This window comes from Endothiovibrio diazotrophicus (assembly GCF_054657215.1).
In genome coordinates this window covers 1-21,989 of record NZ_BAAHXB010000092.1, presented here as the reverse complement: position 1 = coordinate 21,989, position 21,989 = coordinate 1, and the positions used below count along the sequence as shown (strand labels likewise).

At 68.9% G+C, this 21,989-nt stretch carries 17 protein-coding genes and 1 pseudogene; 6 read left to right on the top strand and 12 right to left on the bottom strand.

The annotated features are described in order from the left end of the window. Nucleotides 1-28: 28 nt before the first annotated feature. The 6 genes from ACYQ2W_RS19135 to ACYQ2W_RS19110 form a co-directional block, all read right to left on the bottom strand. Complete coding sequence (locus ACYQ2W_RS19135) at nucleotides 29-451, bottom strand: acyl-CoA thioesterase (RefSeq protein WP_459870783.1); 423 nt, start codon at nucleotides 449-451, stop codon at nucleotides 29-31. Between the two features lie 4 nt (nucleotides 452-455). Beyond that, a complete protein-coding gene (locus ACYQ2W_RS19130; protein ID WP_459870781.1) occupies nucleotides 456-1,535 on the bottom strand; it encodes a mandelate racemase/muconate lactonizing enzyme family protein in 1,080 nt (359 codons plus the stop codon). After that, nucleotides 1,532-2,425 carry a 1,4-dihydroxy-2-naphthoate polyprenyltransferase gene (locus ACYQ2W_RS19125; protein ID WP_459870779.1) on the bottom strand — a complete coding sequence of 298 codons (894 nt, stop codon included), beginning with the start codon at nucleotides 2,423-2,425 and terminating at the stop codon, nucleotides 1,532-1,534. The genes ACYQ2W_RS19130 and ACYQ2W_RS19125 overlap by 4 nt, the downstream gene beginning before the upstream one ends. A gap of 194 nt (nucleotides 2,426-2,619) precedes the next feature. Continuing rightward, the gene (gene menB, locus ACYQ2W_RS19120; protein ID WP_459870777.1) at nucleotides 2,620-3,441 is read right to left on the bottom strand and encodes a 1,4-dihydroxy-2-naphthoyl-CoA synthase; all 822 of its coding nucleotides are present in this window, start codon (nucleotides 3,439-3,441) and stop codon (nucleotides 2,620-2,622) included. 265 nt (nucleotides 3,442-3,706) lie between these two features. Further along, nucleotides 3,707-5,461: a 2-succinyl-5-enolpyruvyl-6-hydroxy-3-cyclohexene-1-carboxylic-acid synthase gene (gene menD, locus ACYQ2W_RS19115; RefSeq protein WP_459870775.1), complete on the bottom strand. Its 1,755-nt coding sequence runs from the start codon at nucleotides 5,459-5,461 to the stop codon at nucleotides 3,707-3,709. Next, nucleotides 5,454-6,851, bottom strand: a complete 1,398-nt coding sequence (locus ACYQ2W_RS19110; RefSeq protein ID WP_459870772.1) for an isochorismate synthase — start codon at nucleotides 6,849-6,851, stop codon at nucleotides 5,454-5,456. The genes menD and ACYQ2W_RS19110 overlap by 8 nt, the downstream gene beginning before the upstream one ends. Before the next feature lie 293 nt (nucleotides 6,852-7,144). On the opposite strand from ACYQ2W_RS19110, the gene uvrD reads away from it, so the two are divergent. Beyond that, entirely contained in the window at nucleotides 7,145-9,337 is a 2,193-nt protein-coding gene (gene uvrD, locus ACYQ2W_RS19105) for a DNA helicase II (RefSeq protein WP_459870769.1), read from the top strand. A 225-nt stretch (nucleotides 9,338-9,562) separates the two neighbouring features. Here uvrD and ACYQ2W_RS19100 read toward each other — a convergent pair whose 3' ends face one another. From ACYQ2W_RS19100 to gshA, 4 genes are all read right to left on the bottom strand, one after another. Then, nucleotides 9,563-10,453, bottom strand: a complete 891-nt coding sequence (locus tag ACYQ2W_RS19100; protein ID WP_459870766.1) for an energy transducer TonB — start codon at nucleotides 10,451-10,453, stop codon at nucleotides 9,563-9,565. 271 nt (nucleotides 10,454-10,724) lie between these two features. Then, a complete protein-coding gene (locus tag ACYQ2W_RS19095) occupies nucleotides 10,725-11,342 on the bottom strand; it encodes a transglycosylase SLT domain-containing protein (protein WP_459870764.1) in 618 nt (205 codons plus the stop codon). Further along, entirely contained in the window at nucleotides 11,339-12,265 is a 927-nt protein-coding gene (gshB, locus tag ACYQ2W_RS19090; protein ID WP_459870785.1) for a glutathione synthase, read from the bottom strand. The genes ACYQ2W_RS19095 and gshB overlap by 4 nt, the downstream gene beginning before the upstream one ends. Before the next feature lie 120 nt (nucleotides 12,266-12,385). After that, the gene (gshA, locus tag ACYQ2W_RS19085; RefSeq protein ID WP_459870761.1) at nucleotides 12,386-13,672 is read right to left on the bottom strand and encodes a glutamate--cysteine ligase; all 1,287 of its coding nucleotides are present in this window, start codon (nucleotides 13,670-13,672) and stop codon (nucleotides 12,386-12,388) included. Nucleotides 13,673-13,933: 261 nt separating this feature from the next. Between gshA and ACYQ2W_RS19080 the strand changes: the two genes are divergently transcribed. Both ACYQ2W_RS19080 and ACYQ2W_RS19075 read left to right on the top strand, forming a co-directional pair. Next, entirely contained in the window at nucleotides 13,934-14,347 is a 414-nt protein-coding gene (locus ACYQ2W_RS19080) for a response regulator (RefSeq protein WP_459870758.1), read from the top strand. Beyond that, on the top strand, nucleotides 14,347-15,720 hold the full coding sequence (locus ACYQ2W_RS19075) for a FimL-related protein (RefSeq protein WP_459870755.1): 1,374 nt from the start codon (nucleotides 14,347-14,349) through the stop codon (nucleotides 15,718-15,720). Before ACYQ2W_RS19080 ends, ACYQ2W_RS19075 begins: the two co-directional genes overlap by 1 nt. 224 nt (nucleotides 15,721-15,944) lie before the next feature. On the opposite strand, the gene ACYQ2W_RS19070 is transcribed toward ACYQ2W_RS19075, so the two are convergent. Both ACYQ2W_RS19070 and ACYQ2W_RS19065 read right to left on the bottom strand, forming a co-directional pair. Further along, entirely contained in the window at nucleotides 15,945-16,463 is a 519-nt protein-coding gene (locus ACYQ2W_RS19070) for an REP-associated tyrosine transposase (RefSeq protein WP_459870751.1), read from the bottom strand. A 639-nt stretch (nucleotides 16,464-17,102) separates the two neighbouring features. After that, nucleotides 17,103-17,726, bottom strand: a pseudogene (locus tag ACYQ2W_RS19065) (adenylate kinase); the annotation flags it as partial. 200 nt (nucleotides 17,727-17,926) lie between these two features. Here ACYQ2W_RS19065 and ACYQ2W_RS19060 point away from each other — a divergent pair. The 3 genes from ACYQ2W_RS19060 to ACYQ2W_RS19050 all read left to right on the top strand — a co-directional run bounded on the left by ACYQ2W_RS19060 (nucleotide 17,927) and on the right by ACYQ2W_RS19050 (nucleotide 21,848). After that, the gene (locus ACYQ2W_RS19060; protein ID WP_459870748.1) at nucleotides 17,927-18,292 is read left to right on the top strand and encodes a hypothetical protein; all 366 of its coding nucleotides are present in this window, start codon (nucleotides 17,927-17,929) and stop codon (nucleotides 18,290-18,292) included. An 80-nt stretch (nucleotides 18,293-18,372) separates the two neighbouring features. After that, complete coding sequence (locus tag ACYQ2W_RS19055; RefSeq protein WP_459870745.1) at nucleotides 18,373-19,626, top strand: 6-phosphofructokinase; 1,254 nt, start codon at nucleotides 18,373-18,375, stop codon at nucleotides 19,624-19,626. Nucleotides 19,627-19,808: 182 nt separating this feature from the next. Continuing rightward, complete coding sequence (locus ACYQ2W_RS19050; RefSeq protein ID WP_459870742.1) at nucleotides 19,809-21,848, top strand: sodium-translocating pyrophosphatase; 2,040 nt, start codon at nucleotides 19,809-19,811, stop codon at nucleotides 21,846-21,848. Nucleotides 21,849-21,989 lie beyond the last annotated feature (141 nt).

Sequence of the window (21,989 nt, the reverse complement as noted above, 5' to 3'; positions counted from 1 at the left end):
GGCCCAATCCCCCTTCTCGCCCTTCGTGTCAAAGAGCAGCCTCACCGCGCGCACCCGCGGCAAGCAGTGCACGGAGCGGCGCGGGCAGCGGCCGCTTGGCGCGGCTCGCCGGGTCGAGGGCGACGTGGACGGTGGTGGCGGCGGCCGCCTCCTCGCCACCGGCGGTGAAACGGTAGCGAAGGGTGAAGGCGCTCTCCCCCACCCGCGCCACCGTCACCGCCACCGCCACCTTGTCGCCGTGGCGCAGCGGCGCCCGGTAGTCCGCCTCGCAGTGGACGATCGGCAGGTGAAACGCCCCCTCCGCCACCACCCCCGCCAACGGCATCCCGCCGGCGGCCATCAGTCCCTCGTAGGCGTCGTGGGCGTGGCGCAGCAGGTGGGCGAAGAAGAGCACGCCGGCGGCGTCGGTGTCGTGGAGCGCGACGTGGAAGCGGTGGGTGTGGAGGCTCATCGGCTCAGCATAGGCCATCGGCCGGCTGAAAACCGAGCCCCTCCCCCGCCGGCAGCTCGACCGTCCCCTCGGCCACCGGCGGTGGTGCGCCGAGGTCTTCGGCCAACCAGCCGCCGGTGGCCAGCCCGTGGGCGGTGAGACCGTCGTCCACCGCCGCCGCCAGTTGGGCGGCCAGCCAACCGCCCGCCGCCCCCTCCAGGGTGGTGGTGACCACGCAACCGACCCCGGCCCGCCGCGCCCGCGCCGCCAGCGCCAGGGCCGGGCCGATCCCCCCCAGCACCGGCGGCTTCAGCACCAGCCGGCCGACGCTGCGCGGTGCCAGGAAGCGCCCGGGACCCAGCCCACGCAGCGGACTGAGGGACTCGTCCAGGGCGATGGGAAAACGGGCGCGCCGCTGGAGCAGGGAGAAAAAGGCGGGATCGGGCTCCGCCAGCGGCTCCTCCAGGGACTCCACCGGCAGCTCGTTCAGCGCCTCCACCATCGCCAAGGCCTCCTCCCGGCTCCACGCGCCGTTGGCGTCCACCCGCAGCAGGCCGCCGGGGAGGCGCCCGGCAAGGTGGGCGAGACGGGCCCGCTCGTCGGCCGGCGCCCTCACCCCCGCCTTCACCTTGAACACCCGGAAGCCGCTCAGCCACGCCTCTTCCATCCGCTCCACCACCCCGTCGTCAAGCGGCCCGACGGCGGCGTTGACCCGCAGCCGGCGGGCGGCGCGGGGTCGCAGGTAGCGGGCCAGGGGGAGGCCCGCGGCGCGCGCGCGCAGGTCGAGCAGCGCGCTCTCGATGGCGCAGCGCACCGCGGGCGGCGCCGCGGTGGCGCCGAGGGCGGTCTCCAGGTGGCTGCGACGGGCGCCGTCGGCGGCGGCGGCCCAGTGGGTCAGCCACCCTTCGGCCAGCTCCGGCGCCTCGGTACCGGCGGCCGGGAGCGGGGCGCACTCGCCGTAACCCACCCGTCCCGCGCCGTCGCGCAGCGCCAGCAGCCAGCCGCGCCGCTCGCCCACGGTGCCGGCGGCGCTCACCCACGGTGCGCGCAGGGGCAGCCGGTAGGAACGGAGGGTCACGCCCAGGCGATGATCGGCCGCGCTCACCCCAGCGCCACCCACAGCAGCCCGCCGCAGAGCAGCACGCCGAACAGCATCTGCAGCTTGGCGGTGGCGGCGAGGATCTCGTTGAAGGCGGGGCCCACCGGCTCGCGGCGGAAACGCAGCACCAGCTTGCGCGCCGGCGGCAGCAGGATCGCCACCGTCGCCGCGCCGGTCAGCCCGTCCCACGCCAGCACCGCCGCCAGCACGAAGGGGGCGGCGATCAGCAGGCCGTAGAGCCGTCGGCTCGCCTCCCGCCCGAGCACCACCGCCAGCGTGCGCTTGCCCACCCGCCGGTCGCTCTCCAGGTCGCGGTAGTTGTTGACGGTGAGCACCGCGGCGGCATGCAGGCCCAGCGCACTGGCGGCGAGCCAGGCGGCCGGGGCGGTGGTACCGGCGTGGAGATAGAAGGTCCCCACCACCGCGGCGAGGCCGAAGAAGGCGAAGACGAAAAGCTCGCCCAACGGGGAGTAGGCGATCGGCCGCGGGCCGCCGGTGTAGCCCCAGCCGGCGGCGAGCGCGGCCAGCCCGAGGACGACGATCGGCCAGCCGCCCACCGCCGCCAGGTAGATGCCGAGGATGAAGGCGAGGAGAAAACAGCGCAGCGCCACCCGTTTGACCAGCCCGGCGGCGAGCCACCCCTCGGCCACTGCCCGCTTCGGCCCCAGCCGGTCGGGGCCGTCGGCGCCCCGCTCGAAGTCGGCGGCGTCGTTGTGCAGGTTGGTCCCCACCTGGATCAGCATCGCCGCGAGCAGGGCGGCCGCGAACACCTCCGGGCGGAAGGCGCCGGCCACCACGTAGGCGAGCACGCTGCCCACCACCACCGGGGTCACCGACAGCGGCAGGGTGCGCGGCCGGATGGCGGCGATCCAGGGGTTGGGGGACTCTTCGGGCATGGGCAAAAAAACGCAGAGATCGCAGAGACGCAGAGGACGCAGAGATTGAATAGGTGGTTCGATCCAATTGCCGGCGGGCGGTGCCGGTGCGGAGTGATGGACGACAAGGATACCGCCCAAGTCCCCTGCCTACACCCGCTTTCTCTGCGTTCTTTGCGTCTCTGCGTCCTCCGCGTTCCCTTCCAGGGCATCGGTCAGGGCCGCCGCGGGTACTTGGTGAAATCGGGCGGGCGCTTTTCGAGGAAGGCGTTGCGCCCCTCCTGCCCCTCCTCGGTCATGTAGAAGAGCGCGGTGGCGTTGCCGGCCAGCTCCTGGATGCCGGCCAGGCCGTCGGTGTCGGCGTTGAAGGCGGCCTTCAGCACGCGCAGCGCGGTGGGCGAGAGCTGGAGCATCTCGCGGCACCAGGCCACCGTCTCCTCCTCCAATCGTTCCAGCGGCACCACGGTATTGACCAGCCCCATCTCCAATGCCTGTGCTGCGTCGTACTGGCGGCAGAGGAACCAGATCTCCTTGGCCTTCTTCATGCCGACGCTGCGCGCCAGGATGCCGGCGCCGAGCCCGGCGTCGAAGCTGCCCACCCGCGGGCCGGTCTGACCGAAGCGGGCGTTCTCGGCGGCGATGGTCAGGTCGCACAGCAGATGCAGCACATGCCCGCCGCCGATGGCGTAGCCGGCGACCATCGCCACCACCGGCTTGGGCAGGGTGCGAATCTGGCGTTGCAGCTCCAGCACGTTGAGGTGCTGCACCCCGGCGCTGTCCTGGTAGCCGCCGGCGTCGCCGCGCACCTTCTGGTCGCCGCCGGAGCAGAACGCCCGGTCCCCCGCGCCGGTGAGAATGATCACCCCGACGGCGGGGTCGAGGTGGGCGTGGCGGAAGGCCTGGATCAGCTCCTCCACCGTCTCCGGGCGGAAGGCATTGCGCACCTCGGGACGGTTGATGGTGATCTTGGCGATCCCCTCGTGGTGCTCGTAGAGGATGTCGGTGCAGTGGAAATCGTCGACGGGGTGCCAGTACATCTGCTCTCCTCGAACCGTAAAGTGAATTGGGGCGGTGCCGCGTGCTGCCACTGCCGCCCGGTACGCCGTAGGTCGGGGCTACCGCGCCGACGTGAACGGAAGCACCGCTATTTCAGGTTTTCCACCGCGCTTCCCGAATGGGACGTCCCGTTCGGAATGCTCGTCAAGGCCGTGAGCCCGCTGCTTTCGTTGGCGTCGGCGCGGTAGCGCCGACCTACGGCTGAATGCTTCAGACAACGAACGCAGGAGGAAGCAATGGCCCACTTCATACCCTTGGTTCCTCTTCTTCATGGTCAAAAACATCGGCGTTGATCGCCGCCACCGCCGACCAGTAGGCATGGTGGGCGGCGAGGCTGGCGTGGCGGTCGATCACCACCTCGATCAGGTCGACGCCGGGGCGGGCGAGGGACTGTTTCAGCACCGGGTAGAGTTCGTCGGCGGCGACCCGCTCGAAGGGCAGGTTGTGGAGTTCGGCGGCCCGTTGCAGGTCGATATCTTGCGGGGTGAGCCAGCCGGCCTCGAACTCGGCCAGCCCGGCCTGCGGCAGGTGGCCGAAGATGGCGCCGCCGCCGTTGTTGATGACGATAATGGTGGTGTCCAGCCCGGGCGCGTTGAGCAGCCCGCCGAGGTCGTGGAGGAAGGCGAGGTCGCCGATCAGCCCCACCACCGGGCCGACGATCTCCCCCTCGCCGCCGGCGGCGAGGCCGAGCAGGGTCGAGAGGTTGCCGTCGATGCCGCTGGCGCCGCGGTTGCACACCACCCGGATCGCCTTCTCGTCGAGGCCGGAGAAGGCGTCGAGATCGCGGATCGGCAGCGAGTTACCGACGAATAGCCAGGCACCGTCGGGCAGCGCCAGGCGTAGCGCCTCCACCACCGCTGCCTCGGGAACCTCCATCCCTTCCAGGGCCGCCTCGGCGTGGCCTTCGGCCGCCCGCCAGTCGGCCAGCCACTCCGCCTCGGCGGGCTGCTCCAGATAGTCGGCCAGGGCGTCGCACAGCGCGGCCGGATCGGCGCGCAGCCACTCGATGCCGTGATGGAGCGGATCGAGGCGCCGCGCCCACGGGTCCACCACCCACTGCTCCACCTCGCCCGCCGCCAGCCACTCGGCCAGCGCCTTGGAGACCGGCTGGGCGCCGAAGCGCAGCGCGCGGTTGGGGGTGAGCCGTTCGGCGAGGTCGGGGTTGCGCAGAAAGCTGTCGTAACGGGTGATCAGCCGGGTCGGATCGTGGGGGCCGAAGCGCAGATTGGCGAGCGGGTCGGCGAGGATCGGCCAGTCGAGCACCTCGGCGAGGCGGGTTACCGCTTCGGCGAAGCGGTCGTCGAAGGGGTGGTCACCACAGACGATCACCCCCCACTCGCCGGCACACGCCTCGGCCAGCCGCGCCAGCGTCTCGTCGGCGGGGAGCAGCCGTGGCGTTTCGAACGGTGGCCGCGGGACCGCCGGGGTGACCTCGCCCTCACCGATCAGCGGCTCGCGCAGCGGCACGTTGAGGTGGACCGGGCCGGGGGTGGGCCAACGAGTCTGTTCCAAGGCCTTAGCAATAAACCAGCGTAGCCGGCGTAGCCCCGCCTCGCCGGTATCGGCATGCGGTAGCTGATGAAACGCACGGACGTGGGGGCCGAACAGGGCGCGCTGGTCGATGGTCTGGTTGGCGCCGCAGCCCAGCAACTCGTCGGGGCGGTCGGCGGAGAGCAGCACCAGGGGCATGCCGCTGCGCTCCGCCTCGATCACCGCCGGCAGCCAGTGGGCCGGCGCGCTGCCGGAGGTGGCGACCAGCGCCACCGGTTCGTCGCGGCGGCGGGCGAGCCCGAGGGCGAAGAAGGCGGCGGCGCGCTCGTCGAGCACCATCCGCACCTCGATCGCCGGGTGGCGCAGCGCGGCCAGCGTCAGCGGGGTGGAGCGCGAGCCGGGGGAGGCGACCAGGTGGCGCACGCCACCGGCGGCCAGCGCATCGATCAGGGTGCCGCCCCACAGGGCGTTGTCGCCGGCGGGCGACGCGGTCGGTTCGGTATCAGCCATGTTCCAGGGCGCGCAGCAGGGCGGCCAGTTTCAGTTCGCTCTCCGCCCACTCGGCGGCCGGGTCGGAGTCGGCGACGATCCCCGAGCCGGCGAAGAGATGGGCCCGATCGCCGTCGAGCAGGGCGCAGCGCAACAGCACCGACAGCTCCCCGTCCCCCTCCGGCGAGAGCCAGCCTACCACGCCGCTGTACCAGCCGCGCCCCGGATCGCCATGGCCGCGCAGCCAGCGGGTGGCCGCCTCCGCGGGGCTGCCGCCCACCGCGGGGGTGGGATGGAGATCGGCGATCAGGTCGAGCGGCGAGACGTCTGGTCGCAGGTGCCCTTCGATGGGCGTGTGCAGGTGCTGGAGGTTGGGCAGGCGCAGCAGCTTGGGGCGAGCCGGGGAATTCACCGCGCTACAGTGGCGGCGCAGCGCAGCGGCCACCGACCGGCGCACCAGCTCGTGCTCGTGACGGCTCTTGGGGTCGGCCAGCAGCCGCTCGGCGAGGCGTCGGTCCTCCGCCGGGTCGGCGGCGCGGCGGATGGTGCCGGCCAGCGCGTCGCTCCACACCCGTCCCGCCTCCAGGGTGAGCAGCCGTTCCGGGGTGGCCGCGATCAAGGTGGTATCGGCGGCGCGGGCGGCGAACAGCACGCAGCCGGGATAGAGACAGCCGAGCAGCGCCAGCAGCCGTCCGGCGTCGAAGGGGCGCTCGCCGCGGACCCGGGCGCGGCGAGCGATCACCACCTTCTCCAGGGCCCCGCCGGCAATCCCGGCCAGCGCTGCCGCCACGCGGCGGTCCCAACCGCGCCGTTCGTCGCGGTCGTCCTCCCGCTGCAATCCCATCGGGCTGGCACCGTCGTCCACCGGCTCGCGCCCGATCACCGCGTCGAGGCGTTGCAGCCACTTCGTCACCAGGTGCTCCGGCGCCGCCCGTTCCGCCCCGCGGGCGGTGAAGGTGATGGTGCGTCGCCCGCCGCGCACCCGGAACAGCAGTTGCGGAATGGTCAGCGAGGTGTTCGGCCACCCCTGCCATTGCCCGGTCATCGGGTCTTCGCCGTCGAAGGCGGCACCGAGGAAGAGTGCCGGCCCGTCGTCGCCGCAGCGGTGCCAGTCGGAGCACAGCCGATCGAAGGTCTGCCGTAGTGGAGTGAACCGTTCTTCGCCGGCCGTCTCCAGCGTCACGCAGCGTCCCACGCCCAGCAGATAGTGCTCCTCCTCCGGGCGGGCCCAGTAGTGGCCGCTTCCGGGAGGTGGCGAGAGGTGCGAGGGATGGAGCCACGATGTCTCGACGGTGATGCTGAACAGCGTGTCGGTCGCCAGCGGCGGGATGGTCGCGAGGGTGGCGAGCAGCTCTTCGCGTAGCGAAGGGGGGCGGAGGCGGTCGGTCGGGATCGGATCGGGTAGAGGCATCGCCGGCCATTTTACCCCCGGCCGGTCTGAACGCCTTGCCAAAAATCAAACCCGTCGCCGCTACCGCGGCGACGCAAACGGACGTAGCGGCCACAAACCTCGTATCTTCCGTCGCGAGCAAACCTACCGTTCGGCCAGCCCGTGCCACCCCACCCCCGCTGCCCCCGTTCACGTCGCGGCGGTAGCCGCGACCTACGGCCGGAATCCCCCAATGCCCCTTTTTTCCCATCCTACAACCCCTTCCGCCGGGCACGGCGCTCGGGGGAAAAAAGGAGTGGTACACTGCCCGCCCCATGGACGTCTCCTACATCCTCGACCCCCTCAACGACGCCCAGCGCGAGGCCGTCTCCACCCCCGCCGAGCAGGCCCTGGTGCTGGCCGGCGCCGGCAGCGGCAAGACCCGCGTGCTGGTCCACCGCATCGCCTGGCTGGTGCGCGTGGAGGGCATCTCGCCATTCGGCATCCTCGCCGTCACCTTCACCAACAAGGCCGCCGGCGAGATGAAGGCGCGCACCGAGGAGCTGCTGGAGATGCCGCTCGGCGCGATGTGGATCGGCACCTTCCACGGGCTCGCCCACCGCCTGCTGCGCGCCCACTGGATGGACGTGGGGCTCCAGCAGGGCTTCCAGATCCTCGATGCCGACGACCAGTACCGCACCGTGCGCCGCATCCTGCGCACGCTGGAATTGGATGAGGCGCAGTGGCCGCCGAAGCAGGCGATGCACTTCATCAACGCGCGCAAGGACGAGGGGCTGCGCCCCGACCACATCGACGACCGCGACGACCCGTGGATGCGCCGCCAGATCGAGATCTACCGCGCCTATCAGGCGTACTGCGACAGCAGCAACGTGGTCGACTTCGCCGAACTGCTGCTGCGCGCCCAGGAACTGCTGCGCGACCACCCCCACGTCCTCGACCACTACCGCGCCCGCTTCCGCCACATCCTGGTCGACGAGTTCCAGGACACCAACACCATCCAGTACGCCTGGCTGCAACTGCTCGCCGGCCCCGCCGGCCGGCTCTTCCTGGTGGGCGACGACGACCAGTCGATCTACGGCTGGCGCGGGGCGAAGATCGAGAACATCCAGCGGATCGGCCACGACTATCCGGGACTGCACACCCTGCGCCTGGAGCAGAACTACCGCTCCACCTCGACCATCCTCAACGCCGCCAACGCGCTGATCGCCCACAACGCCGACCGCCTCGGCAAGGAGCTGTGGACCGACGGCGAGGAGGGCGAGCCGATCCGTCTCTACTCCGCCTTCAACGACCTCGACGAGGCGGGCTTCATCGTCGAGCGCATCCGCCAGTGGGGCGAGGGGGGCGAGGGCTACCGCGACGCGGCGATCCTCTACCGTTCCAACGCCCAGTCCCGCGTGTTGGAAGAGGCGTTGATCCGCGCCGCCATCCCCTACCGCATCTACGGCGGCCTGCGCTTCTTCGAGCGCGCCGAGATCAAGGACGCGCTCGCCTACCTGAGGCTGGCCAGCAACCGCAACGACGACACCTCCTTCGAGCGGGTGGTCAACACCCCCACCCGTGGCGTCGGCGAGCGCACCGTGCAACTGGTCAGAGACCATGCCCGCGCCTACAACCTGCCAATGTGGGAAGCCGCCATCGATCTGATCCACCGAAAGGGACTCTCCGCCCGTGCCACCAACGCACTCAAAGGGTTTCTGGATCTGATCTACCGGCTTTGGGAGGGCTTCGAAGGCATCGAACTGTGGGAGCAGGTGGAACACGCCATCGACCACTCCGGGCTACTGGAGCACTACGGCAAGGAAAAAGGGGACAAGGGACGCAACCGCATCGAAAACCTCGAAGAGCTGGTCACCGCCGCCCGCCAGTTCCGCTACGACCCGCTGGAGGGGGAGGAGGGATTGACCCCGCTGGAGGAGTTCCTCAGCCACGCCGCCCTGGAGGCGGGCGAGGGGCAGGGCGAGGCGGATTCCGACTCGGTGCAGATGATGACCCTGCACTCGGCCAAGGGACTGGAGTTCCCGCTGGTCTTCATCTGCGGCATGGAGGAGGGGCTGTTTCCCCATCAGATGAGCCTCGACCAGAACCGCGGCTTGGCCGAGGAGCGCCGGCTCTGCTACGTCGGCATCACCCGTGCCCGCCGCCAGCTCTACCTCACCTGCGCCGAGTACCGGCGCATCCACGGCAAGGAGGTCTACCCCATGCCCTCGCGCTTCCTGCGCGAGGTGCCCGAGGAGCTGATCGAGGAGATCCGCCCCAAGTCGGTGGTCTCCACCCCCGCCGGTGGCGGCTTCGGTAGCGGTTACGGCGGTGGCTACTCCACCCCCTCGCTGAGTGAAGGGGCCGGCGGCCTGCAACTGGGCCAGCATGTGCGCCACGCCATGTTCGGCGAAGGGATCGTCGTCCAGGCCGAGGGCCAGGGGGCGCAGGCCCGCGTCCAGGTCAACTTCGAGGCCGAAGGCTTGAAGTGGCTGATGCTCACCTACGCCAAGCTGGAAACCCTCTGATTCCCGCCCCGCCACCGCCCATCCACGACGCCTATAGGGCGCCCCGCGGGCGCCGTACCAAACGAGGGCACCGCCCTTCCAGCGGGATGCCACCCGTGAAGAACGGCGCCTTCGTTCACCACGGCGCGCACGGCACGCCCTATATGGCAGCTAGGAGGCTGTCGGACTATGGATGGGCCAGAAAAGCCCAATGTTCCTCAATTCCAACCGCTGGAGCGGGGGCGATCAGCCCCCGCTCCAGCGGTTGGAATTGAGGAATTGCCAGGTCTTGGTGATGTGCAGCACGTCGATGTCGCGGGCCATCTTCTTGGGGAAGGGGGCGTAGGGGGCCGACAGGCGGACGATGCGGATGGCGGCATCATCGAGCACCCGCTCGCCGGAGGAGCGCAGCAGGCTGATGCCGTTGAGGCTGCCGTCGGCATTGAGCGCCACGTCGAGGATCAGCGCGCCGGAGAGACTGCGGCGGCGCGCCTCGCCGGGGTAGTTGAGGTTGCCCACCTTCTCCACCTTGGCTACCCAGGCGGCCATGTAGGCGGCATAGAGGTGTTCGCGGGTGGTGGCGTCGATGTAGCGCTGGCGCTTGCGCTTGGCGTAGGCGCGCTGGGTCTCGCTGATCCCCGCCTCCAGGCGGGCCATCTCCAGGGAGAGCTCCATCAGCTGGGCGGCGCTGGGCAGCGCCTTCTCCTGGTGGGTGGCCGGCGCCCGCTTGACCGGGGCGGCACGCTTGGCCTGCTGCGCGGTGACCACCTGGGAGGGGCTCGCCGGCTTCTGCGGCGGGGCGTTGTTGAGCACCGGCGGCACCGGGGTGGAGCGGTGCTGCAGGGCGGCGGGGTCGGCGCGGCGCTGTTCCGGTTCGGAGGGTTCGGTGACGTTGCCGGCCCCCTCGTTGTTGGTGGGGGCGAGGTACTCCGCCTCCTCCGGCTCGGGGGCCTCGCGGGGCTGGGCGAGGACCACGTCGAGGGTCGGCGGCGCGGTGCGCTCGGCGGGGTTGTCCCAGTCGAAGCCGAGTCCGAGGATGAGGATGGCGTGAAGGACGAGGGCGATGAACAGCGTCAGCCCCAACCGATCGAAGGGGGTGACGCCGGGGGCATCGGAGTAGGGAAACGTGGCGCTCATAACGGACGCCGATTATACCTCCAACAGCGTCGTAACCGCGGAGACTTCGGGCGAGCGGACATCGGGCAGGCCAACTCAGGATTTCCAGGGGAACGGACGACAGGTCGCGGCTACCGCCGCGATGCGAACGGGGGCAGGGGCCGGCCGAGCGGCAGGCTTGTTCGGAACGAGTCACGCAAGGCTTGAAGCCGCTGCCTCCGTTTATGTCGGCGCGGTAGCGCCGACCTACGGCGTCGCGGCCGAAAACCGCCGGACCGAAAAGGGGACCACCTCAACCGCCGCGGTAGGCGGCCATCACCTTCTTCACGTAGCGGCGGGTCTCGGGATAGGGCGGGATGCGGTGACCGTGCTGGACCACCGCGTTCTCGCCGGCGTTGTAGGCGGCCAGCGCCAGCTCCAGTTCGCCGAAGCGGTCGATCAGCTGGCGCAGCAGGCGGGCGCCGCCGTCGAGGTTCTGGTGGGGGTCCCAGCGGTTGCGCACGCCGAGCTCCTCGGCGGTGTCGGGCATCAGTTGCATCAGCCCCACGGCGCCGGCGCGGGAGACCGCATGGGGGTTGTAGGCGGACTCCACCTCCACCACCGCCTCCAGCAGCCGGCGGTCGAGGTCGTAGCGGTCGGCCACCCGCTGGAGTTCTCGCGCATAACGGGCGCTGTTGGCGGAGGAGGATCGCTTCGCCGTCGCGGCGGAGGCCGGGGCGCGGTTGTTGAGGATCTCCCAGCGGCCGCTGCGCGAACGGGTGATCTGATGGTAGTCGGTGGAGCGCGGCGGGCGATCGGTGAGGTGGATCACGCCGTACTCGTCGCGGTAGGAGTAGAAGTCGGCCTGTGCCGCCGGGGACACCAGGCCGGCGGCGGCGAGCAACCCGATCAGCAGGGCCCGTCGGCTCATGCCAGCGCCTCCTCGATGCGGTCCATCAGGGTGCCGGCGATGTTGAGACCGTAGAGCGCATCCAGCTCGCGGATGCAGGTGGGGCTGGTGACGTTGATCTCGGTGAGGTAGTCGCCGATCACGTCGAGGCCGACGAAGAGCAGACCGTGGTTACGTAGCGCGGGCCCCACCTGGTTGCAGATCCAGCGGTCGCGCGCGCTGAGCTCCACCCCCTCGCCGCGACCGCCGGCGGCGATGTTGCCGCGGGTCTCGCCGGGTGCGGGGATGCGCGCCAGGGCGTAGGGGACCGGCTCGCCGTCGATCATCAGGATGCGCTTGTCGCCGCGCTCGATCTCGGGGATGAACTTCTGCGCCATGGCGAAGCGGCGACCGTGCTCGGTCATGGTCTCGATGATCACCGAGACGTTGGGATCGCCGGCGCGCACGCGGAAGATGGAGGCGCCGCCCATGCCGTCCAGCGGCTTGAGGATGATGTCGCCGTGGTCGGCGAGGAAGCCGCGCAGCTCGCCGCCGTCGCGGGTCACCAGGGTGGGGGCACAGCACTGGGGGAACCAGGCGGTGTAGAGCTTCTCGTTGGCGTCGCGCAGGGATTGGGGGCGGTTGACCACCACCACGCCCACGCTCTCGGCCCGCTCCAGGATGTAGGTGGTGTGGACGTACTCCATGTCGAAGGGGGGATCCTTGCGCATCAGGATGACGTCCAGCTCCTCCAGCGGGGTATCGTGGCGCCCGCCGTGGAAGCGGTGCCAGCATGCGCTGTCGTCCATCACCTCCAGCTCCCGCATGCGGCCGTAGGGGCGGCCGTCGCGCAGGCTCAGGTCCCCCTGCTCCAGGTAGCGCAGCGCCCAGCCGCGCCGCTGCGCCTCCAGCAGCATGGCGAAGGTGCTGTCCTTGTAGACCTTGATCTCGTCGATGGGGTCCATCACGACCCCGAGGGTGATCGGTTGCGACACGCCGGCTCCGGAAACGACCTACGGTAACCATCAAGGATCGGGGATTTTCCGCACGCCGTAAAGGGCGGCACGCCGACCCGGCAGCGCGGATCAGCAGCCGGCGATCTCCCGCGCCGCCGCGAGCAGGGCGAGGCGGGCGATCACGCCGTAGGCGTAGAAGCGGTTGGGGTGGTCGTCGGGGTCGCAGTCGGGGTTGGGGGTGGAGCAGGATTCGGCGAAGGCGAGCGGCTCGAAGTGCATCCCCGGGGAGTTGAGGTTCTCGTTGGCGCCACGCTTGGTGTGCACCCGGTAGAAGCCCCCCACCACGTAGTGGTCCACCATGTAGACCACCGGCTCGGCGGCCGCCCCCTCCCACTGCTCGAAGGTGTAGACCCCCTCCTGCATGATCACCCGCGAGACCCCCGCCCCCTCCTTGGCCGCGGCCATGCGGGTGCGCTGCTTGCGGTTGAGGTTGACCAGCTCCTCCGCATCGTGGACGGTCATCACCCCCATGCCGTAGGTGCCGGCGTCGGCCTTGACGATGACGAAGGGTTCCTGCTCGATGCCGTACGCCTCGTACTTGGCGTGGAGCTCTTCGAGCAGCGTGGTGACGTTCCTCACCAGACAGCGCTCCCCTTCGCGGGCCATGAAATCGATCTCGCCGCAGTTGCGGAACAGCGGGTTGATCAGCCACGGATCGAACTCCGCCATGGCGGCGAATTCGTTACAGACGTCGCGGTAGTGGGTGAAGTGGCCGGACTTCAGCCGCTGGGACCAGCCCAGCTCCAGGGGCGGCAGGACGAACTGCTCGATCCCCTCGAGGATCGCCGGACGCCCGCCGGATAGATCATTGTTGAGCAACACCAGGCCGGGGAAGAATCCCTCGACGCCGACGCGGTCCCCCTTGCGCTGGAGCGGCTCCAGGGTAAGGGTGCGCCCGGAGGGGAGTTCGAAGTCGCTGGGCCCCTCCAGGTCGGGGATCAGCGAGCCGATACGCACCTCGAAACCGCTGGCGGCGATCAGGTCGCACAAGGTGCGCACGTTCTCCAGATAGAAGAGGTTGCGGGTGTGGCTCTCGGGGATCAGCAGCAGGTCGCACGCCTCGGGGCAGACCCGCTCCACCGCCGACTGGAGGGCGTGGACGCAGAGCGGATGGAAGGCGGGATTGAGGTTGTTGAAGCCGGCCGGGAAGAGATTGGTGTCCACCGGGGCGAGCTTGAAACCGGCGTTGCGCAGGTCCACCGAGGCGTAGAAGGGGGCGGGGGTGCGCTGCCACTGGCTGCGGAACCACGCCTCGATTCGCGCCTGGCACGCCAGCAGGTGGGATTCGATCTCCAGCAGCGGGCCGGTGGGTGCGGTAGTCAGACAGGGGACGGCGTTGGGGAGGTTCAGGCTCATGACTTTCCGTTGAGTACTGCGCGTGGGAAACCGGTGATTTATAGCATAGGCAGCGGCCGGAGAAGCCTCTCCCCGTATGGGAGAATTCGCCAATCGGGGCACACCGGCAGGGCGAGCCGACACCCGGCCCCACAGTAACCGCTTGAATGGAATTGAGTATTTACAATCCCCGAAGGAATACTGTATTTTGAACCGATAATACCTCCAACCACTAGATGTTGGGCCTCGCCACCCGTAGCGCAGGAGCCGCAGAGGACGCAAGTGGAGACCTTCGATCCCGCAACCGACCTCACCGGCCTGAAGGTCATGGTGGTGGATGACTCCCCCGCCATCCGCGACCACACCGGGCGCATCCTCCTCGACGCCGGCTGTCGGGTCACTGCGGTGGCCGATGGTTACCACGCGCTGACCGCCATCGTCGACCAGCGGCCCGACCTGATCCTCGCCGACATCGCCATGCCGCGCCTCGACGGCTATCAGCTCTGTACTCTGGTGAAGAACCACCCGCTGTTTCTCGACACCCCCGTGCTACTGCTCACCGGCGGACGGGACCTGGGCCAGCGCGCCCGCGCCCGCGGGGTTCGCGCCGACGCCTGGCTGGAGAAGCCCACCGACCGCGGGCGACTGCTCGCCGCCGTGGCGCGCCACCGCCATGCCCCCCCGGAACCCCGCTGATGGATATCGACTACGGACTGCTCGAGTCGTGGCTGAAGGAACCGGGAAGCCCCGTCGACGGGCTGCCACCCCCTCCCCATGAAGAGGGCGAGGAGCCCCTGGCGGCCGTCGCGGCGCGGCTCCGCCCCCCCTTCCAGGCCGCCCTGATCGGCTGGTACGACGGGCGCCACCGCCGCCGCGCGCTGACCGCCCTGGATCGGGTGCTGGAGCAACTGGAGGGCGCCACCCGGCGGGAGCCGAACCGCCGTCTCTGGTGGGTGGCACGCGGCGTGGTGGAGGCGCTGCTCCACGAAGGACTGGCGGCGGACGACGCCCTGAAGCTCCTCTTCGGCCGCCTCGACCGCCAGCTGAAGCAGGTGGCGCAGACCGGGGAGGGGGCGATCCCGCCCCACGAGCTGGAGGGCGAACTACTCGCCCGCCTCACCACCGCCACCGCCGGCGGGGAGCGGCTGCAGGCGATCCGCCGCACCTTCGACCTGGGCGAGGAGCTGCCGGTGCGCCGGGAGAGCCGCGACAGCGGCGCCCTGCCCGGCCGCCACGCCGCCAAGCTGCTGCACACCGTCGCCGCCGCCATCAAGGAAGACCTCGACGGTGTCAAGGAGGCGCTGGAGCGGATCGGCCGCGACGGCGGCGCGGCGCGCGGACTCGCTCCCCACCTGGAGACCCTCGCCCGCCTCGGCGACACGCTGGAGATGCTCGGCATGGCCGTCCCCCGCCGGGCGGTGGAGGAGCAGTTGGCCATCCTGCGCGCGATCCACCACGGGCAGCGACGCCCCGATGAGGTGGAGCTGGTGGAGATGACCGGCGCGCTGCTCTTCGTCGAGAGCGCCCTCGACGGCCTGATCGGCAGCTGCGCCGACCTGGAGGAGTGGGGAGAGCGGGTACTCACCACCCTTCACCAAATCCGCGACGGCAATCTCCACCAACACCCGGATCGCGACCCGCTCTCCGCCCTGGAGTACCGCCGGGTCACCGCCGTGGTACTCCACCAGAGCGCCATCGAACTCTCCGGCGCCCTCGACGCGACACGGCTCCTCGCCGAAGGCGAGACCCGCCAGGTGGAGGAGGTGGCCGCACGACTGGAGGGGATCCAGGGCGCGCTGGCCATGCTCCAGCGCCCGAAGGCGGCGGGGCTGTTCGGCATCCTCGGCCGCCAACTGGCACCCATCGCCCGCGAGCCCTCCACCGACCGCCTGCAACGACTCCTCCAGGCGCTGCACGAGGCGGGCCGCTATCTGGAGACCGCAGAGGAGGACCGCTCCGATGCCGAGCAGCGCCTCGACCATGCCCTGGAACTCGCCTCCCGCCTCGACGAGGCGGTGACGGAAAGCGCCGACACGACGGCCGCCCCTTCACTCTCCACCGCCGTCTGACCCTCTCCCGCCGAAACCAGACAACGCCTGACCGGCAACGAGTAGGGTGGATAAGCGACAGCGCATCCACCGGAACAGAGGCAGCGGCCAGCGGGGGGGGGCTCCGCCCTATCCAACCGGCGCTCTACGGCGCCTTCGGGACAACGCCCCCAAACCGAGGTTTTCCAACGGCTTGGTGGATGCGCTATCGCTTATCCACCCTACGGCGCCACCCACCTATGCGGTTATTCCAATTGCATTGTCTGGATGGAGGAAGGCTCCACGGCTCCCCAATCTGGGGCGTACCAACCGCGCTCCACCGCCTTGGCGAATGACGACCAATTCCACTCGGCAGGGTGACGGGCGTAACCGTGCTTTACCGGATTGAAGTGGATGTAGTCCACGTGGGCGCGCCAGTCCCGCTCGTCGCGGATTTGATGCTCCCAGAATCGGCGCTGCCACACCGGCCGCTCGTTTCGCCGATTGGTTCGCGGGTCGAGGTGGCGTGAAGTGAATTTCTTGATCTCCCGCCAGCGGCCGGAGTAATCGTCGTCTCCCTCAGGCAATCGCCACAGGGCGTGTACGTGATCCGGCAACACAACGATCGCCTCCACTTCGAAAGGGCGATCCCGTCGAACCCGGCGGAAGGCTTCACGAAGAATGCCCACCCGCTCTTCACAGTCGAACCAAGCGATTCGGTGGTAGGCGACGACGGTGAAAAAGTAGGTTGCCCCCGCCTGAATCGAGCGACGGTAATTACCCATGGCACGCCCTCGTAGGGTGGATAAGCGACAGCGCATCCACCAAAACGGGGGCAGCGGCCACCCAACGGGGATCGCTCTATCCGACCGGCGCTCTACCATGCTTTAGGGCGACGCCCCCTGACCGGCCAATAGCGGAGGTTTTACCGCGGTTTGGTGGATGCGCTATCGCTTATCCACCCTACTGCGCCGATAAACGATTTGGAACAACGAAGAAACCCCGACAAAGCGGGGCCATTTAGCGGCAGCAAAACCGAATCAGTGCCGCGTCTTCGTCGCCGCCGCCTTCTTCTTCACGGCGGCCTTTTTCTTCGGCGTCACCGCCTTCTTCTTCGCTGCGGCCTCCTTCTTCGGTGCCGCCGCCTTCTTCTTCGCAGCGGCTTCCTTCTTCGGCGCCGCCGCCTTCTTCTTCGCGGCAGCCTCTTTCTTCGGCGCTGCCGCCTTCTTCTTCGCGGCAGCCTCTTTCTTCGGCGCTGCCGCCTTCTTCTTCGCGGCAGCCTCCTTCTTCGGTGCCGCCACCTTCTTCTTCGCGGCAGCCTCTTTCTTCGGCGCTGCCGCCCTCTTCTTCGCGGCAGCCTCCTTCTTCGGCGCCGCCGCCTTCCCGCTCAACTCCCCCGCTGCCATCGCGTCGGTCAGCGCAACGATGGCAGAGAAGATGTCGGCGATCTCCCCGGTTCCGTCGATCTCATGGAGAATGCCCATCATCTTGTAATACTGCACCAGCGGCTTGGTCTGCGCCTCGTAGACCCGCAGGCGGTTGCCGATGGTCTCCTCGTTGTCGTCGGCACGGTGCATCAGCTCGCCGCCGCACTTGTCGCACTGGTCCTCCAGGCGGGGCGGCGAGGTGTAAATGTTGTACATCTGGTGGCAATCGCGGCAGGTGCGCCGGCCGGTGAGCCGCTGCATCAGGATCTCGAAATCGATGTCGATCAGCAGCGCCAGGTCCAGCGGCTGACCAAGCTCTTCGAGCATCCGGTCGAGGGCCTCGGCCTGGGGAATGTTGCGGGGGAAACCATCCAGGATGAAGCCGCCTTGCGCGTCTTCCAGGGTCAGGCGATTACGGATCATCGCCAGCACGATCTCGTCGGAAACCAGCTGACCGGCATCCATCGCCGCCTTCGCCTGCACCCCCAGCGGGGTCCGCTCCCGCACCTCGGCGCGCAGCAGGTCGCCGGTGGAGACCTGCGGGATGTGGTATCGGCCGGCCAGCTGTTTCGCCTGAGTTCCCTTGCCCGAGCCCGGCGCACCCAACAAGACGATTCGCATCGAGTTCCCCCTCTCTCGTTATCCGACACCGCGAGCCCGCCACGGCCCTGAGCGGAGCCATTAATTTTTTTGATTCCCGTAAAGGTACGTTGGCCTTTGAATCAAGTCAACGCAGAGTATGATAATGGCAACCCACTAGGCAACCGGGGCGCTTGACATCCCGGCAACAGGCCTTCACGACGCCCTCCGCAGCGAGCATCATGAGCCAGATTCCAGACTTCACCGACGCCGAGAAGTGGATCGTCTCCACCACCCTGAAGGAGCGCTACCGCGAAGAGGTGCCCTTCGACGAGGTGGTCACCGAGATGCGCCTCAACCCCATGAGCAGCGAGATGGCGGAGTGCCCCGCCGTCTACTGGGAGCGCGACACCTGCCACTTCATCATCGTCAAGGTCGCCGAGGGGCGCTATCGCGCCCAGTTCTTCTACCGCATCCACCGCCCCTACGGCACCGGCATCGAGGAGTTCGACGACCTCACCGAGTGCGCCGTGACCCTGCTCCAGGTGCAGGCCGATCACACCGCCCGGGAGCGCGAGGCCGAGGAGAAGGCGGCCGGTGCGCCATAGCCCGCGCCATTGGCCCGCGGCCCACCGAGTTTTCATTGTCCGATTAATCACAAGAACGTGTAGATAGAGGGGAGCAATCCATGCCGAAGAACGCGTTTTACGCCCAGTCCGGCGGCGTCACCGCCGTGATCAACGCCTCCGCCTGCGGCGTCATCGAGACCGCCCGCAAACACCCCGAGCAGATCGGTAAGGTCTACGCCGGCCGCAACGGCATCATCGGCGCGCTGACCGAGGACCTGATCGACACCAGCGCCGAGTCCGACGCCGACATCGCCGCCCTCAAGCACACCCCCTCCGGCGGCTTCGGCTCCTGCCGCTTCAAGCTCAAGAGCCTGGAGGACAACAAGCGCGAGTACGAGCGGCTGATCGAAGTCTTCAAGGCCCATGACATTGGCTACTTCTTCTACAACGGCGGCGGCGACTCCGCCGACACCTGCTACAAGGTCTCCCAGCTCTCCGAGAAGATGGGTTTCCCGGTGCAGGCGATCCACGTGCCGAAGACCGTCGACAACGACCTGCCGATCACCGACAACTGCCCCGGCTTCGGCTCGGTGGCCAAGTACATCGCCGTCTCCACCCTGGAGGCGTCGTTCGACGTCCGTTCGATGGCCGCCACCTCCACCAAGATCTTCGTCATCGAGGTGATGGGCCGCCACGCCGGCTGGATCGCCGCCGCCGGCGCGCTGGTCGAGGACAACGGTATCCCGGTAGTCACCCTCTTCCCCGAGGTGGAGTTCGACCAGGAGAAGTTCCTCGCCGCGGTGAAGGCCAAGGTGGAGGAGCACGGCTTCTGCACCATCGTCGTCTCCGAGGGCTGCCACTGGCCCGACGGCAAGTTCCTCGCCGAGCAGGGCACCCGCGACTCCTTCGGCCACGCCCAGCTGGGCGGCGCCGCCCCGGTGGTCGCCAACATGATCAAGGAGGCGCTCGGCTACAAGTTCCACTGGGCGGTGGCCGACTACCTGCAGCGCGCCGCGCGCCACCTCGCCTCCGAGTCCGACGTCGCGCAGGCCTACGCGCTGGGCGAGGCCGCCGTGCAGAAGGCGGTCGAGGGCAAGAACTCGATCATGCCCACCGTGGTCCGCGAGTCCTCCAACCCTTACAAGTGGAGCATCGGCGAAGCGCCGCTCTCCGAGGTGGCCAACGTCGAGAAGATGATGCCGATGGACTTCATCAGCGAGGACGGCTTCGGCATCACCGACGCCTGCAAGGAGTACCTCTACCCGCTGATCAAGGGCGAGGCCTACCCGCCCTACACCGACAAGGGCATGCCCGACTACGTCACGCTGAAGCATGTGGCGGTGCCGAAGAAGCTCGACACCTTCGAGCTCTGATCGTCACGAAATGAGGGGGACCCTGACGGTCCCCTTTTTTGTGTCCGCATCATCGTGCTGACACAACGCCGAATGAATAATCAGGCGATTGAGGGATTGGCTCCGTGCCTGCACGGGAACGCCCCGAAGCCGCCGCAACAACCGACTTTCGTAACAGCAACCAACTAAGGGGGAACGACAAGATGGAAACAGGTTTGATCTTCGCCATCGTCTGCGGTGGCCTGGCCATCGCCTACGGGGCCTGGTCGGTCAAATGGATCCTGGCGCAGCCTACCGGCTCCGACCGGATGCGTGAGATCTCCGACGCGGTCCAGGAAGGCGCCAGCGCCTACCTCAACCGCCAGTACACCACCATCGGCATGGTCGGCGCGGTGCTCTTCGTACTGCTCGGCTTCTTCATCGGCTGGACCACCGCGGTCGGCTTCCTGATCGGCGCGATCCTCTCGGGTGCCGCCGGCTACATCGGCATGAACATCTCGGTGCGCTCCAACGTGCGTACCGCGGAGGCGGCCAAGCAGGGGATCAACCCGGCGCTGCAGATTGCCTTCCGCGGCGGTGCCATCACCGGCATGCTGGTGGTCGGCCTCGGCCTGCTCGGCGTTGCCGGCTACTACGCCGTGCTCACCGGCGTGATGGGCATGGACACCGACCACACCGTCCACGCCCTGGTCGGCCTCGGCTTCGGCGGCTCGCTGATCTCGATCTTCGCCCGACTGGGCGGCGGCATCTTCACCAAGGGTGCCGACGTCGGCGCCGACATCGTCGGCAAGGTCGAGGCGGGCATCCCCGAGGACGACCCGCGCAACCCGGCGGTGATCGCCGACAACGTGGGCGACAACGTCGGCGACTGCGCCGGCATGGCCGCCGACCTGTTCGAGACCTACGCGGTGACCGTGATCGCCACCATGCTGCTCGGCGGCCTGCTGGTCACCGGCGACGGCGGCAAGGCGGTGCTCTACCCGCTGGTGCTCGGCGGCGCCTCGATCATCGCCTCGGTGATCGGCACCTTCTTCGTCCAGGCCAAGGAGGGGGGCAAGATCATGAACGCCCTCTACCGCGGCCTGATCGTCGCCGGCGTGCTCGCCGCGGTGGCCTTCTACCCGATCACCACCTACATGCTGGGCGAGAGCCTGACCATCAGCGGCGAGGTGGTCTCCACCTTCAACCTCTACGCCACCGCGATGATCGGTCTGGCGCTGACCGCCGCCATGGTGGTGATCACCGAGTACTACACCGCCACCGAGTACGCGCCGGTGCGCCACATCGCCGAGGCCTCCACCACCGGTGACGGCACCAACGTGATCGCCGGCCTGGGCGTCTCGATGAAGTCCACCGCCGCCCCCGTGCTCGCCGTCTGCGCCTCCATCTGGGGCGCCTACGAGCTGGCCGGCCTCTACGGCATCGCCATCGCCGCCACCTCGATGCTCTCCATGACCGGCATCATCGTGGCCCTCGACGCCTACGGCCCGATCACCGACAACGCCGGCGGCATCGCCGAGATGGCCGAGCTGGACGAGTCGGTGCGCAACATCACCGACCCGCTGGACGCGGTGGGCAACACCACCAAGGCGGTGACCAAGGGCTACGCCATCGGCTCCGCCGGCCTGGCCGCCCTGGTGCTGTTCGCCGACTACACCCACGCGCTCGCCGCGGAGGGGGGCACGGCGCTCAACTTCTCGCTGGACAACCACATGGTGATCATCGGCCTGTTCATCGGCGGCCTGGTCCCCTACCTCTTCGGCGCCATGGCCATGGAGGCGGTGGGACGCGCCGCCGGCGGCATCGTCAACGAGGTGCGTCGCCAGTTCAAGGAGAAGCCCGGGATCATGGACCACAGCGAGAAGCCCGACTACGGGCGCGCCGTGGACATGCTCACGGTCGCGGCGATCAAGGAGATGATCATCCCCTCGCTGCTCCCGGTGCTGGTGCCGGTGGTGGTCGGCGTCTTCCTCGGCAAGGAGGCCCTCGGCGGCCTGCTGATCGGCACCATCATCACCGGCATCTTCGTCGCCATCTCGATGACCACCGGCGGCGGTGCCTGGGACAACGCCAAGAAGTACATCGAGGACGGCCACTTCGGCGGCAAGGGCAGTGACGCGCACAAGGCGGCGGTCACCGGCGACACCGTCGGCGACCCCTACAAGGACACTGCCGGCCCCGCCGTCAACCCGCTGATCAAGATCATCAACATCGTCGCGCTGCTGATCGTGCCGCTGATCTGATCGATACGACAAAAACCAAGAAGGGGGCCTCAAGCCCCCCTCTCTTCGGCCGGCTCTTTGAGCCGGCCTTTTTTTTTGGGGGGGGGGGGGCGACGACGTTGTCATTCCCCCTCCAGGGGGATAGGGTTTGTCCATGTCCAC

Excerpts from the sequence above, each read along its gene's own strand:
- gshB (WP_459870785.1), bottom strand. The coding sequence starts at position 12,265 with ATGGACCCCATCGACGAGATCAAGGTCTACAAGGACAGCACCTTCGCC.
- ACYQ2W_RS19060 (WP_459870748.1), top strand. The coding sequence starts at position 17,927 with ATGAGCCAGATTCCAGACTTCACCGACGCCGAGAAGTGGATCGTCTCC.
- ACYQ2W_RS19075 (WP_459870755.1), top strand. The coding sequence starts at position 14,347 with ATGGATATCGACTACGGACTGCTCGAGTCGTGGCTGAAGGAACCGGGA.
- ACYQ2W_RS19125 (WP_459870779.1), bottom strand. The coding sequence starts at position 2,425 with ATGCCCGAAGAGTCCCCCAACCCCTGGATCGCCGCCATCCGGCCGCGC.
- ACYQ2W_RS19095 (WP_459870764.1), bottom strand. The coding sequence starts at position 11,342 with ATGAGCCGACGGGCCCTGCTGATCGGGTTGCTCGCCGCCGCCGGCCTG.
- ACYQ2W_RS19100 (WP_459870766.1), bottom strand. The coding sequence starts at position 10,453 with ATGAGCGCCACGTTTCCCTACTCCGATGCCCCCGGCGTCACCCCCTTC.
- ACYQ2W_RS19070 (WP_459870751.1), bottom strand. The coding sequence starts at position 16,463 with ATGGGTAATTACCGTCGCTCGATTCAGGCGGGGGCAACCTACTTTTTC.
- ACYQ2W_RS19110 (WP_459870772.1), bottom strand. The coding sequence starts at position 6,851 with ATGCCTCTACCCGATCCGATCCCGACCGACCGCCTCCGCCCCCCTTCG.
- ACYQ2W_RS19055 (WP_459870745.1), top strand. The coding sequence starts at position 18,373 with ATGCCGAAGAACGCGTTTTACGCCCAGTCCGGCGGCGTCACCGCCGTG.
- menB (WP_459870777.1), bottom strand. The coding sequence starts at position 3,441 with ATGTACTGGCACCCCGTCGACGATTTCCACTGCACCGACATCCTCTAC.
- ACYQ2W_RS19050 (WP_459870742.1), top strand. The coding sequence starts at position 19,809 with ATGGAAACAGGTTTGATCTTCGCCATCGTCTGCGGTGGCCTGGCCATC.
- gshA (WP_459870761.1), bottom strand. The coding sequence starts at position 13,672 with ATGAGCCTGAACCTCCCCAACGCCGTCCCCTGTCTGACTACCGCACCC.
- ACYQ2W_RS19135 (WP_459870783.1), bottom strand. The coding sequence starts at position 451 with ATGAGCCTCCACACCCACCGCTTCCACGTCGCGCTCCACGACACCGAC.
- menD (WP_459870775.1), bottom strand. The coding sequence starts at position 5,461 with ATGGCTGATACCGAACCGACCGCGTCGCCCGCCGGCGACAACGCCCTG.
- uvrD (WP_459870769.1), top strand. The coding sequence starts at position 7,145 with ATGGACGTCTCCTACATCCTCGACCCCCTCAACGACGCCCAGCGCGAG.